This window comes from Streptomyces sp. NPDC107538 (genome assembly GCF_055657445.1).
On sequence record NZ_JBVKAY010000004.1, the window covers coordinates 289706 to 306581 of the forward strand.

The window sequence follows — 16876 nt, forward strand, 5'->3', positions numbered from 1 at the left end:
ACCGGCGTACACCCAAGAGCTTTGTGCACCAAGAGCCGCGAACCTCGTCCGAAATACCGAACCTGATCGCATCAGATCGCAGCAGAGGACAGCTTGTGACCGACACCACCGCTCCGGCGCCGCGCCGACCCGGCGAGCAGGCCCTCGCCGCGCTCGGACTGAACGCACCCGCCCTCGACCCTTCCGACGCCTCCCCGCACACCTTCCCCGAAGGCGGGCGCTGGCGCACCGAGGTGCCCTCCGTGGAGGGGCCCGAGGCGCTCGGCGTGGTCCTCAAGGAGGCCTCGCGGCTCGACGTACCGATCCACCGGATCAGCCAGGGCAGCGGTGTCTGGATGCTCACCGACGCCGAGATCACCGAGATGGTGGAGGCGACGGCCGAGCGCGACATCGAACTCTGCCTCTTCACCGGCCCGCGCGGCACCTGGGACATCGGCGGCTCCACCCGTACCGACTCCAAGGGCGCCGGTCTGCGGGCCCGCGGCCACGACGCGGTCGCCGGCTGTGTGGAGGACGCCGTACGCGCCACCGAGCTGGGCGTGAAGTGCCTGCTCGTCGCCGACGAGGGCGTGCTGTGGACCCTGCACAGGGCCCGCGTGGAGGGCATCCTGCCCGCCGACACGACCTTCAAGGTCTCGGCGCTGATCGGACCGGTCAACCCGACCGCGTACGCCGTGTACGAGAACCTCGGCGGCGACTCGATCAACGTGCCCAGCGACCTCACGCTCGACCACCTCACGGAGATCCGGCGGGTGTCCGGGGCTCCCATGGACATGTACATCGAGGCGCCCGACGACCTCGGCGGCTATGTGCGGATGTACGAGGTCGCCGAGCTGATCCGGCGCGGCGCGCCGATCTATCTGAAGTTCGGCCTGTCGAAGGCCCCCGGGATCTACCCCTACGGGCACCACATGCGGGACCTCACGCTGTCCACGGCCAAGGAACGCGTCCGGCGCGGCCGGCTGGCCCTGGACCTGCTCGCGCGGCACGGGGCGGACGGCGACATGGCGCCGCTCGGCACGCGGCTGCCGGGCGCTTTGAAGCGGTTCGGAACACCCGCGTAACACGCCCGCATAACGTTCCGGACAACTGACTTCACAGACCAACACACGGTCACACAGAATCCCCCACATCTTCTCTGGCGTCCTTTCGGCTCATGAAGCGCCGTTCCCGCCAGAACGTTCCAGGCCTTCAAGACATCAAGGATGATGATCATGCGCACTCGCCGAGCCGCACTCGCCGCCATAGCCTCCGCGGCCTCCCTCGCCCTGACTCTGTCCGCCTGTGGCCAGAGCGGGGAGGGCGGCAGCGAGGAGAAGTCCTCGGGCGGCACCAAGGGCGCCACCATCGGTATCGCGATGCCGACCAAGTCCTCCGAGCGCTGGATCTCCGACGGCAAGAACGTCGTCGAGAACCTGGAGGCCAAGGGCTACAAGACGCAGCTGGTCTACGGCGAGGACCAGCCCGAGACCCAGGTCTCGCAGATCGAGACCCTGATCTCCCAGAACGTCAAGGCATTGATCATCGCGGCGATCGACAACAAGTCGCTCGAAAACGTGCTCCAGCAGGCCAAGGAAGCGAACATCCCGGTCATCTCCTACGACCGGCTGATCCTCGGCAGCGAGAACGTCGACTACTACGCCTCCTTCGACAACACCAAGGTCGGCGAGCTCCAGGCCAACTACATCGTCGAGAAGCTGGGCCTCGCGGACGGCTCCAAGAAGGGCCCCTTCAACATAGAGCTGTTCGCCGGCTCCAACGACGACAACAACACCAAGTACTTCTTCAACGGCGCGATGAGCGTGCTCCAGCCGTACATCGACGACAAGAAGCTCGTCGTCCAGTCCCAGCAGACCAAGCTCACCCAGGTCACCACCCTGCGCTGGGACGGCGCCACCGCCCAGGGCCGCATGGACGACATCCTCACCGCCTCGTACAAGACCGAGAAGGTCGACGCGGTGCTCTCGCCGTACGACGGCATCTCCATCGGCATCCTGTCGGCACTGAAGTCCGACGGCTACGGCACCAAGAGCAAGCCGCTGCCGGTCCTCACCGGCCAGGACGCCGAGCTGGCCTCGGTGAAGTCGATCATCGCGGGCGACCAGACGCAGACCGTCTACAAGGACCTGCGTGAGCTGGCCAAGGTCACCTCGAACATGGTCGACGCCGTGCTGAACGACAAGAAGGTCGAGACCAACGACACCAAGACGTACGACAACGGCGCGAAGGTCGTCCCGGCCTACCTGCTGGAGCCGGTGAGCGTCGACAAGGCCAACTACGAGAAGGTCCTCGTCGACGGCGGCTACTACACGGCCGACCAGCTCAAGTAAGCGTCAACCCTCACGGATTGGAAGGCACGACCATGGCGGGACCCGTCCTGGAAATGCGCTCGATCGTCAAGACCTTTCCTGGTGTCAAAGCGCTGTCGGACGTCACACTGACCGTCCGTCAGGGCGAGGTCCACGCCATCTGCGGTGAGAACGGCGCCGGAAAGTCGACCTTGATGAAGGTGCTCTCCGGCGTCCATCCGCACGGCAGCTACACGGGCGACATCCTCTTCGAGGGTGCGGCCTGCGAGTTCAAGGACATCCGGGCCAGCGAGCACCGCGGCATCGTCATCATCCACCAGGAGCTGGCGCTGGTGCCGTTCCTGTCGCTCGCGGAGAACATCTTCCTCGGCAACGAGCACGCCACGCGCGGAGTCATCAACTGGAACGACACCCTGCGGCACGCCAGTGAACTGCTGCGCCGGGTGGGTCTCGACGACCACCCGGAGACCCGCGTCGCCGACATCGGCGTGGGCAAGCAGCAGCTCGTGGAGATCGCCAAGGCGCTGTCGAAGAAGGTGAAACTGCTCATCCTCGATGAGCCGACCGCGGCGCTGAACGACGAGGACAGCGGCAAACTCCTCGATCTGATCCTGGAGTTGAAGAACCAGGGCATCACCTCGATCATCATCTCCCACAAGCTCAACGAGATCCGGAAGGTCGCCGACTCGGTGACGATCATCCGCGACGGGAAGTCGATCGAGACCCTCGACGTGAAGGCCGCAGAGACCACCGAGGACCGGATCATCTCCGGCATGGTCGGCCGCGACCTCGACCACCGCTTCCCCGAGCGCACCCCGCACGAGCCGGAAGCGGGCTCGGCGCCGGCCCTGGAGATCCGCGGCTGGACCGTGAACCACCCGATCGACCAGCAGCGCAAGGTCGTCGACGATGTGTCGATCGACGTCAGGCGCGGGGAGATCGTCGGTATCGCGGGCCTGATGGGCGCCGGCCGCACCGAACTCGCGATGAGCGTCTTCGGGCGGACCTACGGCCAGTACGCGGGCGGCACGGTCCTCAAGGACGGCACGGAGATCCGTACCAAGTCGGTCGCCGAGGCGATCGGACACGGCATCGCGTACGTCACCGAGGACCGCAAGCACTACGGCCTCAACCTCATCGACACCATCAACCGGAACATCTCGCTGACCGCCCTGAACAAGGTCTCCCGGCGCGGTGTGGTCGACGAGCACGAGGAGCGGCAGGTCGCCGAGCGGTACCGCAAGTCCATGAACATCAAGGCGCCGACGGTGTTCGAGCCTGTGGGCAAACTGTCCGGCGGCAACCAGCAGAAGGTCGTCCTCAGCAAGTGGATCTTCACGGGTCCCGATGTGCTGATCCTGGACGAGCCGACCCGCGGTATCGACGTCGGCGCCAAGTACGAGATCTACACGGTCATCGACAAGCTGGCCGCTGAGGGCAAGGCGGTCGTCTTCATCTCCTCCGAGCTGCCGGAACTGCTCGGGATGTGCGACCGCATCTACACGATGGCCGCAGGGCGGCTGACCGGCGAGTTCCCGCGTGCCGAGGCCACGCAGGAATCGCTGATGCGTCAGATGACGAAGGACAAAGAGGTAACCCGATGAGCACGGATGTGACCGCCAAGAGCCCGGCCCCCGCGCCGCCCGGCAAGAGCGGAGGTGCGGCGGGCGGAGGTCTGCTCCGGCTGATGCTGGACGGCATGCAGCGCAACATGCGGCAGTACGGCATGCTGATCGCGCTCGGCCTGATCGTGGCGTTCTTCGCCGTGATGACCGACGGCGACTCGCTGCTGCCGCGCAACGTCTCCAACCTGGTGCTGCAGAACAGCTATGTCCTGGTCCTCGCGATCGGCATGATGCTGGTCATCGTCGCGGGCCATATCGACCTGTCGGTCGGCTCGTTGACCGCGTTCGTCGGCGCCCTCGCGGCCGTACTGACCGTGCAGTACGACATCGCGTGGCCCGTCGCCCTGGTTCTCTGCCTCCTCGCGGGCGCGGTGGCGGGCGCGATCCAAGGTTTCTTCATCGCGTATCTCGGCATACCGTCGTTCATCGTCACCCTCGCCGGGATGCTGACCTTCCGCGGTGTGACGGAGATCCTCCTGGAGGGGCAGACCCTCGGTCCCTTCCCGGAGGGGCTCAACAAGATGGGCAACGGCTTCCTCCCGGCGGTCGGCCCGGAGACCAACTACCACAACCTCACCCTGCTGCTCGGCCTCGTCCTGATCACCTTCATCGTGATCCAGGAGGTCCGGGGCCGGAAGCGCCAGCAGGAGTTCTCGCTCGACCAGCTGCCGACCAACCTCTTCATGCTGAAGCTCCTCGCGATCGTCGCCGCCCTGACGGTCGTCACCCTGCTGCTCGCCAGCTACAACGGCGCGCCCATCGTGCTGATCATCCTCGGCCTGCTGGTGGTCGGTTACGGCTACGTCATGCGCAACTCCGTCTTCGGGCGGCACATCTACGCGATCGGCGGCAACCTGCCGGCGGCCAAGCTGTCCGGCGTCAAGGACAAGCGGGTCACGTTCTACGTCTTCCTGAACATGGGCGTGCTCGCGGCCCTGGCGGGTCTGGTGGTCGCCGGCCGGCTCGACGCGGCCGGACCGAAGGCGGGTCTGAACTACGAACTGGAGGCGATCGCCTCCGCGTTCATCGGTGGCGCGTCCATGAGCGGCGGTGTCGGTACCGTCCTCGGCGCGATCATCGGCGGCCTCGTCCTCGGTGTGCTGAACAACGGCATGAACCTCCTCGGCGTCGGCTCCGACTGGAAGCAGGTCATCAAGGGCCTCGCCCTGCTGGCGGCCGTCGGGTTCGACGTGTGGAACAAGCGCAAGTCCGGTTCGTAGGAGAGCACTTCGAGTGTCGTCGGGTCCCGCGTGCCACGAGCCCGCGGGGCCCGACGGCTTTTCCCGAGAGGAGGCAGACCGGTGCAGGAACTCTTCGGCAAGCTCGCCGACGGCACCGAGGTCCACCGCTGGTCGCTGGAGAACGGCGGCACCCGGCTGAAGGTCCTGTCGTACGGCGGGATCGTGCAGTCCCTGGAGATCCCGGACCGCGACGGCCGGTACGCCAATGTGTCGCTGGGCTTCGACACCCTCGACGAGTACGTCGCCGGCTCGCCCTACTTCGGCGCGCTGATCGGCCGCTACGGCAACCGGATCGGCGCGGGCCGCTTCACCCTGGACGGCTCGGTGCACCGGCTGCCGCTCAACGACGGCGAGAACAGCCTGCACGGCGGTACGAGCGGCTTCGACCGGGCCGTGTGGGACGTCGAGCCGTTCACCGACGGCCCGGACGTCGGCCTGCTGCTCTCCCGCACCAGTCCCGACGGCGAGATGGGCTACCCCGGCACGCTGAGCGTCCGGGTCCGCTACACGCTCACCGGGCGGGGCGCGTGGCGGATCGACTACGAGGCGACCACGGACCGGACCACGGTCGTCAACCTCACCAACCATGTGTACTGGAACCTCGCCGGCGAGGGCAGCGGCCCGGTCCACGGCCATGAGCTGACGATCGCCGCGGGCCGCTACACCCCGGTCGGCCCGGGCCTGATCCCCACCGGGGAACCGGCCGACGTCACGGGCACCCCCTTCGACTTCCGGGCGGGCAAGACGGTCGGCGCGGACCTCCGAGCGGCCGATCCGCAGCTGCTGCACGCCAAGGGGTTCGACCACAACTGGGCGCTGGACAAGGGCGTCACGGACGGGCCGGAGTGGGCCGCGACCCTGGTGGACCCGGCGTCCGGGCGCACGCTGAAGATCTCCACGACCGAGCCGGGGCTGCAGTTCTACTCCGGGAACTTCCTGGACGGCACACTCGTAGGAACCTCCGGGAGGAGCTACCGGCAGGGGGACGCGCTGTGCCTGGAGACCCAGCACTTCCCCGACTCGCCGAACCAGCCGTCGTACCCGTCGACGGTGCTGCGGCCCGGCGAGACCTACCGGTCGGTCACCGTGCATACATTCGAGTGAAGTACTATCTTCACAGCGCGCTCACAATTTCCCACGGAATCCTCAGTGGTTGAACAGCGCCATCCCAGCATGCGTATGTAAGGGCGGCCCGTGCTCCCCCGCACGGGCCGCCCTTAGTCGTCGGACCCGGTCGTCCCCAGCGGGTCCGCCCCCTACGGAGGTTCCATGGCCGACAACGTCACCTCGTTGTTCCGCAGCACCGCGGCACACAGCCCGTCTATGGCGGCGCTGACGCGCGAAGGCGGCGACGGGGTGGGTCCGGTGGACTTCTGTATCCCGTGCAACCCCTACTTCCCCACCCCCGCCATGTTCGACGACATGGCGGGCAAGCTGCGCGACATCATCACGTACTACCCGAGCAGCGCCGACACCATCACGGCCGAGCTGTGCAATCTGCTCCAACTCCCGCCGCAGTGCGTGGCGATGGGCAACGGCTCGACCGAACTCATCACCTGGCTCGACCACTTGATGGTCCGTGAGTCCCTCGCCGTCCCCGTCCCCACCTTCGGCCGCTGGACCGACCAGCCGATGGAGACCGGCAAGCGGGTCGACATGTACCCGCTGCAGGAGTCCAGCGGCTTCGCCCTGGACCTCGCGCAGTACGCCGAGTTCATCCGCGCCCGCGGCACCCGGGTCGCCGTCATCTGCAACCCGAACAACCCCGACGGCGGCTTCCTGCACCGGCACGCGCTGGTGCAGTTCATGGACGCGATGGCCGACCTGGACCTGATCGTCATCGACGAGTCGTTCCTGGAGTTCGCCGACGCCGAGTCCGAACCGTCCACGGTCCAGGACGCCGTCATGCGGCCCAACGTGGTCGTGCTGCGCAGCCTCGGCAAGAACTTCGGGCTGCACGGCATCCGCTTCGGCTACCTGGTCGCCAACCCGGCGCTCGCCGGCAAGGTCCGCGGGATGCTGCCGAAGTGGAACCTCAACTCCTTCGCCGAGCACGTGGTGTTCATGCTGAAGAACCACGGCGCCGAGTACATGGAGAGCCTGCACCAGGTCCGCCGCGACCGCCTCGACATGGCCCGCCAGCTCTCCGCCCTCCCCGGGCTGACGGTCTACCCGTCCCAGGGGAACTTCCTCTTCGTGCGCCTGCCCGTGGGCGCCGAGGGCACCGTGGTCCGCGACCGGCTGCTCACCGAGCACCGGGTCCTGGTCCGCGAGTGCGGCAACAAGGTCGGCTCGTCCAGTCGCTTCCTGCGACTCGTGGTCCGGCCCCAGGTGGACGTCCGTCGCCTGGTGTCCGGTCTGGAGTCGGTTCTCTACGGGTCCAGGAGGGGAGCCGCCGTACCCGAGCTGGGCACCGGGACCAGCTACAGCTCGGGTACGGCGGCCGTGGACCGGCTGATGGGCGAGACCAGCGGCACCGGGATGCACAACCTCGCCGCGCAGGCCATGAGCATGCCGGCCCCGGCGCCCGCGTCCTCCATGCAGTTCGCGTCCCCGGCGCCCGCACCCGTGCCCGCCGCCGCGTCCATGCAGACGTCGATGCAGCCGCCCATGCAGTCGTCGATGCAGTCCATGCAGCCGTCGATGCAGTCGTCGATGCAGTTCCCGTCCCCGGCTCCCGCGCCGGCCCCGATGCCGATGCCGGTCCCCGCGCCCGCCCCGATGCCCGCCGCACCGGCCGCCGCCATGCCGGCCCCCGGCCTCCAGCCCGTCTCCCAGACCGGCATGCCCGGCCTCGCGGCCGCGGCCCAGGGCGGGCGCCGCGCCAACGGTGCGGCCCAGGGCCTCACCGCCGCGCAGGTGCGCGGCCGTACCCAGCCGGAGCCGCTGGAGGAGCCGCAGGGGTGGCCGGCGGCGGGGGCGGTGTACAACCAGGTGGGGTGAGGCCCGGGGTTTCCCCGGCCGACCTCCCCGACCTCCCCGAGCTCGCCGATCTCGCCGAGCTCCCCGAGCTCATGAGGCGACGCCCCCAACAGCCCTGGTACGGGCCGCTGTTGGGGGCGTCGCCTTGTCACGGACCCCGTGGTCAGTTTCTGGTACAGCTTGTTGCGGCCCGGCCGTACAGGGTGTCGTTGCCGGAGTCGCCGTACAGGCCGTTGGAGTTGGCGCCGCCGCTGAGGGTGTCCTGGTCGGCGCCGCCGTGGCAGTTGTAGACGCAGCCGGTCATGGTGAGTGTGGTGACGGCTCTGCGTCTGGACATGGCGAGGTACCTCTTCGCGGGGCGGTGGGATGAGTACCCGTTACGACACGGCTCCGGAAGCAGGGGTTGTACGGAAGTACCCTCCCGAACACGCACAGGGCCTGTTTCATCCGGCGTATCCCCGCAGAAGCCCCGGAGTTCACTCCTCGGCCACCCTCCGTATCCGGCCGTCCCGGATCCAGTGAACGACAGCCGCGCCGATTCCGTACGTCCTGTCGCGGGTGGGACACCCCGGCCGCGCCCGACCCGTTCGACTGGAGAGCCGGAAGTGGGTGGACGGACCGTGCGTCACAAGGCCCGGATGAAGCGCGAGGCCCGGACGAAGCGCGAGGCCCGGAGCGGCGGCAAGGTTCGAAGAAGCCGCAGGCTTCGGACCTTGGTGGCGGCCGCGGCCGCGCTGGGGCTCGCGGCAGCGCTGTCCGCCTGCGGCGGCGACGCGGACGCGGAGTCGGCGAGGGTCTCCCTGACGGTCATCGCGACCAACTACGGCGACAGCGTCCGCAAGAACTCCGAGGGCTACTGGGACCGGGTCGTCCTGGCGTTCGGCGCGAAACACCCGGGCATCGACGTGGACGTGCGGATCTACACCCCGAACGAGGCGGACGCGAAGATCGCCGAAATGGTCGAGCGGGGCGAGGCACCCGACATCGTGCAGACGGACAGCTACTCCGAATACGCCGCGCGGGACCTCCTCTACAGCGCCGACGAGGTGCTGTCGGTCCCGGTCCAGGCCCACTTCGTCCAGGGCCTCGCGAACGCCGGAGAGATGGACCGCGCGCAGTACGGCCTGCCGTTCACCGCGAGCACCCGGCTGCTCTACTACAACAAGGACCTGTTCGCACGGGCGGGCGTGCAGCCGCCGACGTCCTGGGACGAACTCCTCGCGGACGCAAGGGCGTTGAAGGCACAGGGGGTGAAGTACCCGATCGCCGTGCCGCTCGGCCCGGAGGAGGCGGAGGCCGAGACGCTGATGTGGCTGCTGGCCGGAGACGGCGGCTACACCGACTCCTCGAACCGTTACGACATCGCCTCCGCCGCCAATGTGTCGACGCTGACCTGGCTGCGGGACGACCTGATCGGCGGGGGTCTGACCGGCCCGGTCGCACCCGGTGAGCTGAACCGGGGCGAGGCCGTCGCCGCCTTCCTCACCGGTGACGCGGCCATGCTCAACGGCCCGCTGTCGCTGACCCGCCAGATCGAGGACTCCTCCGCGTCCGTGCCCTACGGCGCCGTGCCGCTGCCGAGCCATGACGGCGAGCAGACCCCCACGATGGGCACCGCGGACTGGGTCGTCGCCTTCCGCAACGACGACCACCGCACCGCCATCGGCCAGTTCCTCGACGTCCTCTACTCCGACAAGTACGTGATCGAGCACGCCGCCCAGTACGAGCTGCTCCCCGTCACCACGACCGCCGCCCACGACATGCGCGCCGACAAGAGCCACAAGCCCCTGTGGGACGGCCTCGACACCCTCCCGAACCTGCGCCTCTACCCGGTCGCGGAGACCAACTGGGTCGAGGTGAAGGCCGAGATCCGCAAGCGGATCGGCAAGGCGGTGGCCCCGGAGGGGGATCCGCGGGAGGAGCTGGAGTCGATCGCGAAGGTGGCGGAGTAGAAACTTGACGGGCCGTCACTTTGCCGAACTGACAGCTGACGGACAGAGTCCACTCCTACGGTGCCGTGTCCATGACAGACACTTCAGTGCCCCCCGAGGCAACAGAGGCGACAGAGACGGCAGAGGCGACGGTGGTGGCGACTTCGGCCACCTCGGCGACATCGGCATCCCGTGTCGGCCGCCGGATCGTACTGCTCGCCACCGGCGCGACGGCCGCCACGCTGGCCGTCGGCGCCGCCGCCACGCCTGAAGCCCCCACACCCGGGGCGGCCGACACGGGGAACACCGTCCCCGTGGCCGCCGCGGCCGTCTGCACCCTCACGAAGGAGATGACCGAAGGCCCCTACTACCTCGACGGACAACTGGTCCGCGCCGACATCAGAGAGGACAAGACCGGCTTCCCGCTGGTGCTCACCCTCACGGTCGTGGACGACGACACCTGCGCCCCGCTCGCGAACGCCCTGGTGGAGATCTGGCACTGCGACGCGCTCGGCGAGTACTCCGGCTTCGTCGGCAACAACGGCCACGACGAGCCCGACAACGGTACGTTCCTGCGCGGCGCCGTCCTGTCGAACTCCAGCGGCGTCGCGAAGATCACGACGGTCTACCCCGGCTGGTACCGGGGCCGCTGCATCCACATCCACCTCAAGGTCCACACGGACGTCACGCTCACCTCCGACGGCTCGTTCGAGGGCGGCCAGGAACTCCACACCGGCCAGCTCTTCTTCGACGAGACCGTCACGGCCCGGGTCGCGGCCCTCTCCCCGTACTCGGCGAACACGGTCACCCGCACCACCCTCGCCCAGGACTCCATCTACGACGAGGGAGGCGCCGCGTCCGGCCTCCTCACCCTGACGGCCCTGGGCACGTCCCCGACGGCCGGGTACGCGGGGGCGCTGACGGTGGGGGTGGAGTCCAGCTGAGCTGAACCGACCGGCCCACCGCACAGACACGGCGCCGGCTCCCTCCCAGACCGTGCGGGAGGGGGGCGGCGCTGCTCGGCAGTGCTGTCGGTCCGGGGGCGCTGCGGCCGATCGCCGGACGTAACCGGACGTAAACCGATCAACCGAAGCCGGGCGAATACGATCGCGAACCGATCGAATTCACAAGCTTCCGACCAGGCACAATGCCCTCTCGATCCCCTGGGTACTCATGAGGCGAGCACGGCTAGCTTGGGCGAGGTGCGGCAGTTCACCTTTGACGCCCAGCGACCGCGCCCACACCCATCGACCGTTCCTAGAGACTGAGCGGGAGTGAGTCCTGTTGCCAGTTCTCATGCTCGGCCGAACGCCCCGGACGGTGTTGGGCGTTCTGGTTGCCCGCGTTCGCTCCGCGTCCGGGCGGCACGGATCGTGTCCGTGGTCCGGGGATGCGGGGGCGGGGTCCCTCACGCCCGAGGACGCCTGGTTCGGCCTGGACGGTCCGATGCCCCACCGCATCACTCCGGTGCGGTGGGGGCGGTGCCGTCCGTCGCCGGATCGGGTGTCCCTGGGCGCGCCTTCCGATCGCCACGGCAGCAGCATCGTGGCGAGTGGTCCTACGTGTCGTGGTGGTGAGGGGCTTCTGCCAGTGCTGGGCGCCCCACTTCGAGGTGTAGGCCGGATCGACGGCGATGACCGCGATCCCCGTCTGATCCGCCATCGACGCCAGCCGGGCGCGGAGCTTGCCGGTGGGCATACCGGAAACAAGCTGCCGGAACCGCTTACGGCGGCCGTGCTTCTCCCGGGTCTTCTCCCCGGCGAAGTCCAGGTCCTCCACCGCGACCGCCTTGACGCCGCACGCTCTGGCCCAGTGCAGGAGGCGGGTGAGGGCGTGGCGGACCTGGGCGTCACGGTGTTCGGCGGTGCCGGTCAGGTCGTAGGAGAAGCGGCGCGGGCTGCCGGTCGGGTTGCCGTGAGTGTCCAGGTGCCAGGCGGCAAGGTGATCGGCGTTCATGTCGACGCCGATCACACCGTGCGCGAGCGCGGCCTCGATCGGGAGGGTGGGGGTGGGCGGGATCTGCCAGGACGCGGTCGCATACCAGCGGTTGCGGCCGGTGTCGTGGTGGATGCGGTAGGCGACGGCCCGGTCGGCCGCGACGCGGTCCGCCCACTCGCCGCCCCGGTGCGCGAACACGACCCTGCAGGCCAGGTCGTAGCGGCCGTGCGGGGCATTCGCCAGATACGCCAGCGGGACGGGGAGTTTGATGCTCACCTCGCCATCGGGGCTGATGCGGATGGTCTCGTTGCCGTAGCGCTTGCCGGATTCCCCGTCCGCCTGGCAGAACCAGCGCTCCGCCTCCCAACGCCCCCGCCACGCGGACTCCGTCAGCCCGGCCGCCTCCAGGTGGTGGCGGGTACGGGCCAGACGCTTGCCGCCACGCACCACATGCACGATGCCCGCCTCACGGTCGGCCCGCGCGGCGGTCAGCCGGTCTTCCAGCACCCGCAGGCGCCGCGACTTGGCATGCCATTCCTGCGCGGACCGGTAACCCCCGGGTGCGTTCCTCGTCCCCTTCTGCCCGACCGGCAGCGACAGTCGGTCCTCGATGGTGCGGACGCCGGCTTCCAGGTTCTGGATGTGCGCCAGCTGGCACCGGCGGGCCAGCGCCCACTGGTCGTGCGTGGCTTTGGTGATACTGCCCGCCCACCGCGACGACGACAGCGGCGTCAGCTCCCGCTTACGCACCGCCCACAACTCGCCGGAGTGGTCCACGCCGTCCCGGCAGCGCACCTTGAGGTCCTTCGCCGCCAGCGACCCCAGATGCGCACCCACCAGACGCAGCACCTCCTCATCGCCCGGCGTCAGGTGCTTGAGGCGGGTCCGGACAGCCACACCGCTGGGGCCGGACGCGACGAACGGCGCCACCGCACTCCGCAGCTCACCCATTCCCGTCACCCCCGTCCGGCCCCACCCGAAGAACCCTGTCGCCATGGACAACGAGCACCTCCCATGAAGGTCACGCATTCGATGAGAGAACGTCAGTTCCCGGGCTAGAACCGGCCCCACGACCGAGGCACGCGACACGCCACCGAACTCCAGCACTCACTCCCACTCACCAGAACGTTCTTGAACACACTCCAGCGACAGCAGCTCCAAACCCCCCATCGAGCGGAGGCGACCGTGATGCCGGGCGGGAAGACCGAGAGCGAGGCCGGAGCGACCGGCGGTACAGGTGGCGACGACGCCCCCGGCCCCACCCCCGAAACGCTCTTGCTGAAACGCCACTTCACAGGCGAGAACCTCCCCCAGGTACGCGCCCAGGTGGAGGACACGGCGGCAGCGGCGGGGCTCGGCGGGGTCCGCCTCGGCGAGTTCACGCTCGCGGTGAGCGAGATCGCCGCGAACGCCGTCGAACACGCCGGCGGCCAGGGCCGCCTCGAACTCCGCCGCCTCCCCCACGAACTCGAATGCCGCATCACCGACAACGGCCCCGGCTTCACCCCCACCATCCCCGACCTCCTCCCCGGCCTCACCGACACCTCCCCCGGCCGCGGCCTCTGGCTCGCCCACCTGGTCACGGACCGCCTCACGGTGACGTCGGACCTGCGGGGGGAGGGGGCGGGGGCGGAGGTGACGTTGGCGATGCGGTTGGGGTGAGGAGCGGCAGCAGCTTCGACGCCGCGGCCGCTGGGCTAGAGGAGCCGCCGCTGGTCTAGAGGAGCCGCCACTCCCAGCACCACGGCTCCCAGTGCCCGTCCAGCCCCTCCACGCGTCCGGCCGCACGCCTGACGACCACACACCGCCCCTGGCGGTGCACCTCATCCCCGGGAAGAAGCAGCAGGGGCCGCGCCAACTCATACACGGCATCCGGATCGAACCGCAGCCCGTTCAACAGCAACGCCCTGCCCACCACCACCGGTTCGCCTTCCAGCCTCATGCGCCCATGATGCGTGCCGACCACCGGAGCGTGACAGGATCGGCAGATGGTGCTCACAGGTGAGTTCTTCCTGGCCGCGGACGATGCGTCCGCGGCGCGGGTGGGCCCGCGCGAGAAGCACGCCTTTCCGGCCGTGTCATGTGACGGCATCTATCCGGATGACGCGGTTCTCAGCTGGGAGACCCTGCTGACGGGCGCGCCGGCGAGCCCGCTCCGAGACGTGATGCCCATGACCAACGACGGCTTCACCGTCTTCGCTGTCCCGGAACCTCTGTGCGCGGCTCTGGCGGGCGCGGAAAGGGATCGACTCCGTACGGCAGCCATGGCGTGGGCCGCCAGTGCCTCCGAGCCGGACCATGAGATCTCACCGGCCAGAGCGGTGGCCCTCCTCGAGCGCCTGTCCGCTCTGGCCAACAGCCGGGCAGAGGAAGCCTTGAGCCTGTACTGCTGGTACTTCGCTCCCTGACCCCACCACCACGTTCCTGCACACGCCCCGGATCGGCGCTAGACCAGCCACTTCCCGTCGCGCATCAGGGTCCGTCCGGCCATCTCGGGGACCGTTCCCCACGCCTGGAGCACCTGCAAGGTGACCTGGAAGAAGACGTACGAGGGGTGGTCCTCGCGGGGGTCCCAGCCGTCCTTGGCGGCGAAGGCGTCGCCCACCTCGGCCGGAAGCTCCTCGCGGGTCAGCATCCGCGCCGTCCCGTGGGCCAGGACCACGTCCCGGGTATGCCCGAAGGAGAGCCGGACCCGGCCCGACGCACACAGGTTGCGCCCCGTCGGATTGGTGTCGCGCGTGGCCAGCCACACCGCTTCCCCATCCCACCAGAAGGCCAGCGGAACAAGACACGGCTCCCCACCGGCATCCGCCGTGGCGACCCATACGTCCTTGTCCCGCCCCAGCCGATCGAGCGCCTCACGCTTACGCCGCTCAGGACTGCGGGGCCCACTGGGCTGAGAGTCAACTACCGTCATGCGGCGAGGCTATGACCTGCGCCGCCCGGTCACATCGGGCGTCGGAACTAGGTCGCGAGACGGAGAGACGTTCTCGGACCGGGCACGCTTGAACGGGTCCCACGACGCGACACCTACGATCCGTGCCATGGGAAACGTCGACTCCGCACCACTCATACGCGCCTGCTGGCTCTCATGGCTCGCGGTCGAGACCGTCGATCAGGCAGAGGTGGTGAAGGCCCTCGGCTTGGCCGATGTGCGGGAGACCACGTGGGCTGACGGCGTGGAACTCATCGACGAGGTGGCCCACGAAGAGGAGGAGCCGTTCTCGACTGTGGTCGTCGTCCCGCCCATGCAGGGGTGGACCCTGGTCGTCGGACCGTACTTCGGTCTGCCCTATCCGCAGCAGACCGCGCATCTGACCGACCTGTGCCGTGAGTTGAGCGCGCGCTTCGGCAAAGCCCAACTCTTCTTCCACAGCGAGCAGAACGACGGAGAGGCATGGCTGATCGCGGAGCGCGGGCGGATCCTCAGACGTTGGATCAGCGAGTCTCCGACGCTCGCCCTGGGCGAACCCTTCGGAGTCGAGCGACGACTCCTCGACGCCTACGGCATCCCGGGCAGGCCCGAGGACCTCGACCCGAGCAGCGACCTCGCCAGTGATTGGGCCGCGACGTGGGGAGACTGTTGGGCAACGACGGTCGCGGAGGAATGCAGCATCGACCCCACCACAACGGCCGCCGATGCGGGCTCACCGACCAACATGCTGGTGGCCGTCGCTCCGGCCTTCGAGTAGGCGTACTTACCGCCGCGAGGCTTGGACTGAGGCCCGCGGCTTTCGCCTACGGCCGATGGTAGGCAGCACGATCGGTTCCGGGTGCCGGGCTCCGGGACAGGTCCACGTAGCACGGATAGTCGGGGTCACCCACCTCCATGAGCACGAACAGATCGACATGGTGGTTGGCGAAGCGGTGGAAGTACTGCAAGAAAAGCTCCAGTTCCTCGCTGGAGAGGACTTCGTCGTGTCGGTCGTTTCGCACACCTCACCCTACGGCTGACCTGGGCTTGCGGTGCACGGGAGCCGCCGAATACCCAGACCTGCGCGGCACGACGAGCGTATGGCTCAGCAGCGTGGAGGCACGGGCCGCGGCGCCGACCTCGTCGACCAAGTGCCCGAGGGCGTCCTCGCCCTGCCCTCCAACCATCGCGGCCAGTACCTGTGCGCCCGACTCGGCCACGAGTACGCGGGCCCTACCGCAAGACGTACGACGGCCCGGGGTACAACCTGCTGCTCCTGCATGTGGCGGCAAAGTCCGACTGGTGGCTGTCAGCTCCTGCCGGCAACCGGTAACCGGTGACCGGCGAACGGGAGGCCGAGAGATCGCCGCGTCAGGCCTCTCCGGACGACTGCTCGGACGGCCAGTCGGCCAGGCGGGCGCGGGCCTCCTCGGCGATGACCGGCCAGGGGTCGTCGAGCAAGCGTGTCACCGCCGAGCGTGGTGTGTGGCGGTGGCCGGCGACGGTTCTGCGTACGGCGTCGTGGGGGTCGTCGACCAGGCGTTCCAGTAGTTCGGGTGGGCAGCGGCGTGTGCCGGCCACGCGGTCTCGGACTCGCCAGTCCGGGTCCTTGATCAGGGCGGCGAGGATCTCCGACGGCGCCGTTCTGTTGTGCGCGGCCCAGACACGCATGTCGGGATGGTCGCGGACCAGCTCCCACCAGACGGGCAGCGGCATGGACGCATGCGCCGAGCGGTTGTACTCCGCCGGGTCCTCGCTCTGCCTCAGCCGGATGAACTCCTCCACGGAGGTGATCTCGGGGAAACGGTCTGTCATGGCAGCAAGTAAGCCACGGTGTCCCGTGCAGACGTCAAGCCTGTCCGATGGCTTGCTCTCGGCATCGCCAGAGGTCGCATCGTTCGTCATGTGATCTGCCACAAGGGCGCTGCGTACCGTTCTGGGTGTGTGGTGATGAGGAGTTGGCGGAGATTCTCGCGTTGGGAGCCGGGAGCCGTTC

At 68.7% G+C, this 16876-nt stretch carries 16 protein-coding genes and 1 pseudogene; 11 read left to right on the plus strand and 6 right to left on the minus strand.

Annotated elements, in window-relative coordinates; genetic code table 11:
* Window positions 1-95: 95 nt before the first annotated feature.
* The 6 genes from ACZ7MG_RS15790 (at window position 96) to ACZ7MG_RS15815 (ending at window position 8118) form a co-directional block, all read left to right on the plus strand.
* Window positions 96-1064, plus strand: coding sequence for a hypothetical protein (locus ACZ7MG_RS15790; RefSeq protein WP_471380230.1), 969 nt, complete (start codon window positions 96-98; stop codon window positions 1062-1064).
* 150 nt (window positions 1065-1214) lie between these two features.
* Window positions 1215-2330: a multiple monosaccharide ABC transporter substrate-binding protein gene (chvE, locus tag ACZ7MG_RS15795; RefSeq protein WP_471380228.1), complete on the plus strand. Its 1116-nt coding sequence runs from the start codon at window positions 1215-1217 to the stop codon at window positions 2328-2330.
* Between the two features lie 32 nt (window positions 2331-2362).
* Entirely contained in the window at window positions 2363-3913 is a 1551-nt protein-coding gene (gene mmsA / locus ACZ7MG_RS15800) for a multiple monosaccharide ABC transporter ATP-binding protein (protein ID WP_471380227.1), read from the plus strand.
* Window positions 3910-5154 carry a multiple monosaccharide ABC transporter permease gene (gene mmsB / locus ACZ7MG_RS15805; protein WP_471380226.1) on the plus strand — a complete coding sequence of 415 codons (1245 nt, stop codon included), beginning with the start codon at window positions 3910-3912 and terminating at the stop codon, window positions 5152-5154. Before mmsA ends, mmsB begins: the two co-directional genes overlap by 4 nt.
* 30 nt (window positions 5155-5184) lie before the next feature.
* Window positions 5185-6279: an aldose epimerase family protein gene (locus tag ACZ7MG_RS15810; protein WP_471380224.1), complete on the plus strand. Its 1095-nt coding sequence runs from the start codon at window positions 5185-5187 to the stop codon at window positions 6277-6279.
* A gap of 165 nt (window positions 6280-6444) precedes the next feature.
* The gene (locus ACZ7MG_RS15815) at window positions 6445-8118 is read left to right on the plus strand and encodes a pyridoxal phosphate-dependent aminotransferase (protein ID WP_471380222.1); all 1674 of its coding nucleotides are present in this window, start codon (window positions 6445-6447) and stop codon (window positions 8116-8118) included.
* A gap of 142 nt (window positions 8119-8260) precedes the next feature.
* Here the strand turns inward: ACZ7MG_RS15815 and ACZ7MG_RS15820 are convergent, their stop codons facing one another.
* Window positions 8261-8434 (minus strand): hypothetical protein, encoded by a 174-nt coding sequence (locus ACZ7MG_RS15820; protein WP_471380221.1) that lies wholly within the window; start codon window positions 8432-8434, stop codon window positions 8261-8263.
* A 283-nt stretch (window positions 8435-8717) separates the two neighbouring features.
* Here ACZ7MG_RS15820 and ACZ7MG_RS15825 point away from each other — a divergent pair, with 283 nt between their 5' ends.
* Together ACZ7MG_RS15825 and ACZ7MG_RS15830 are read left to right on the plus strand one after the other, a co-directional pair.
* A complete protein-coding gene (locus ACZ7MG_RS15825; protein ID WP_471380220.1) occupies window positions 8718-10049 on the plus strand; it encodes an ABC transporter substrate-binding protein in 1332 nt (443 codons plus the stop codon).
* A gap of 71 nt (window positions 10050-10120) precedes the next feature.
* Window positions 10121-10972 carry an intradiol ring-cleavage dioxygenase gene (locus ACZ7MG_RS15830; protein WP_471380218.1) on the plus strand — a complete coding sequence of 284 codons (852 nt, stop codon included), beginning with the start codon at window positions 10121-10123 and terminating at the stop codon, window positions 10970-10972.
* A gap of 313 nt (window positions 10973-11285) precedes the next feature.
* Here ACZ7MG_RS15830 and ACZ7MG_RS15835 read toward each other — a convergent pair.
* Window positions 11286-12917 (minus strand): annotated as a pseudogene (locus tag ACZ7MG_RS15835) (nuclease/transposase family protein).
* A 237-nt stretch (window positions 12918-13154) separates the two neighbouring features.
* On the opposite strand from ACZ7MG_RS15835, the gene ACZ7MG_RS15840 reads away from it, so the two are divergent.
* Entirely contained in the window at window positions 13155-13628 is a 474-nt protein-coding gene (locus tag ACZ7MG_RS15840; RefSeq protein WP_471380217.1) for an ATP-binding protein, read from the plus strand.
* A gap of 55 nt (window positions 13629-13683) precedes the next feature.
* Here the strand turns inward: ACZ7MG_RS15840 and ACZ7MG_RS15845 are convergent, their stop codons facing one another.
* Window positions 13684-13908: a hypothetical protein gene (locus tag ACZ7MG_RS15845; RefSeq protein WP_471380215.1), complete on the minus strand. Its 225-nt coding sequence runs from the start codon at window positions 13906-13908 to the stop codon at window positions 13684-13686.
* Between the two features lie 46 nt (window positions 13909-13954).
* On the opposite strand from ACZ7MG_RS15845, the gene ACZ7MG_RS15850 reads away from it, so the two are divergent.
* Window positions 13955-14374 carry a hypothetical protein gene (locus ACZ7MG_RS15850; RefSeq protein ID WP_471380214.1) on the plus strand — a complete coding sequence of 140 codons (420 nt, stop codon included), beginning with the start codon at window positions 13955-13957 and terminating at the stop codon, window positions 14372-14374.
* A 38-nt stretch (window positions 14375-14412) separates the two neighbouring features.
* Here the strand turns inward: ACZ7MG_RS15850 and ACZ7MG_RS15855 are convergent, their stop codons facing one another.
* Window positions 14413-14883: a pyridoxamine 5'-phosphate oxidase family protein gene (locus ACZ7MG_RS15855; protein ID WP_471380212.1), complete on the minus strand. Its 471-nt coding sequence runs from the start codon at window positions 14881-14883 to the stop codon at window positions 14413-14415.
* Between the two features lie 127 nt (window positions 14884-15010).
* Here ACZ7MG_RS15855 and ACZ7MG_RS15860 point away from each other — a divergent pair, with 127 nt between their 5' ends.
* On the plus strand, window positions 15011-15658 hold the full coding sequence (locus tag ACZ7MG_RS15860; RefSeq protein ID WP_471380211.1) for a hypothetical protein: 648 nt from the start codon (window positions 15011-15013) through the stop codon (window positions 15656-15658).
* A gap of 46 nt (window positions 15659-15704) precedes the next feature.
* Here ACZ7MG_RS15860 and ACZ7MG_RS15865 read toward each other — a convergent pair whose 3' ends face one another.
* On the minus strand, window positions 15705-15902 hold the full coding sequence (locus ACZ7MG_RS15865) for a hypothetical protein (RefSeq protein WP_471380210.1): 198 nt from the start codon (window positions 15900-15902) through the stop codon (window positions 15705-15707).
* Window positions 15903-16251: 349 nt separating this feature from the next.
* Window positions 16252-16695, minus strand: a complete 444-nt coding sequence (locus ACZ7MG_RS15870; RefSeq protein ID WP_471380208.1) for a hypothetical protein — start codon at window positions 16693-16695, stop codon at window positions 16252-16254.
* Window positions 16696-16876: the final 181 nt, after the last annotated feature.

What these genes read in the sequence shown, in the direction of transcription:
- chvE (WP_471380228.1), top strand. Translation starts at nt 1,215, where the DNA reads ATGCGCACTCGCCGAGCCGCACTCGCCGCCATAGCCTCCGCGGCCTCC.
- mmsA (WP_471380227.1), top strand. Translation starts at nt 2,363, where the DNA reads ATGGCGGGACCCGTCCTGGAAATGCGCTCGATCGTCAAGACCTTTCCT.
- mmsB (WP_471380226.1), top strand. Translation starts at nt 3,910, where the DNA reads ATGAGCACGGATGTGACCGCCAAGAGCCCGGCCCCCGCGCCGCCCGGC.
- ACZ7MG_RS15815 (WP_471380222.1), top strand. Translation starts at nt 6,445, where the DNA reads ATGGCCGACAACGTCACCTCGTTGTTCCGCAGCACCGCGGCACACAGC.
- ACZ7MG_RS15820 (WP_471380221.1), bottom strand. Translation starts at nt 8,434, where the DNA reads ATGTCCAGACGCAGAGCCGTCACCACACTCACCATGACCGGCTGCGTC.
- ACZ7MG_RS15830 (WP_471380218.1), top strand. Translation starts at nt 10,121, where the DNA reads ATGACAGACACTTCAGTGCCCCCCGAGGCAACAGAGGCGACAGAGACG.
- ACZ7MG_RS15840 (WP_471380217.1), top strand. Translation starts at nt 13,155, where the DNA reads ATGCCGGGCGGGAAGACCGAGAGCGAGGCCGGAGCGACCGGCGGTACA.
- ACZ7MG_RS15845 (WP_471380215.1), bottom strand. Translation starts at nt 13,908, where the DNA reads ATGAGGCTGGAAGGCGAACCGGTGGTGGTGGGCAGGGCGTTGCTGTTG.
- ACZ7MG_RS15850 (WP_471380214.1), top strand. Translation starts at nt 13,955, where the DNA reads ATGGTGCTCACAGGTGAGTTCTTCCTGGCCGCGGACGATGCGTCCGCG.
- ACZ7MG_RS15855 (WP_471380212.1), bottom strand. Translation starts at nt 14,883, where the DNA reads ATGACGGTAGTTGACTCTCAGCCCAGTGGGCCCCGCAGTCCTGAGCGG.
- ACZ7MG_RS15860 (WP_471380211.1), top strand. Translation starts at nt 15,011, where the DNA reads ATGGGAAACGTCGACTCCGCACCACTCATACGCGCCTGCTGGCTCTCA.
- ACZ7MG_RS15870 (WP_471380208.1), bottom strand. Translation starts at nt 16,695, where the DNA reads ATGACAGACCGTTTCCCCGAGATCACCTCCGTGGAGGAGTTCATCCGG.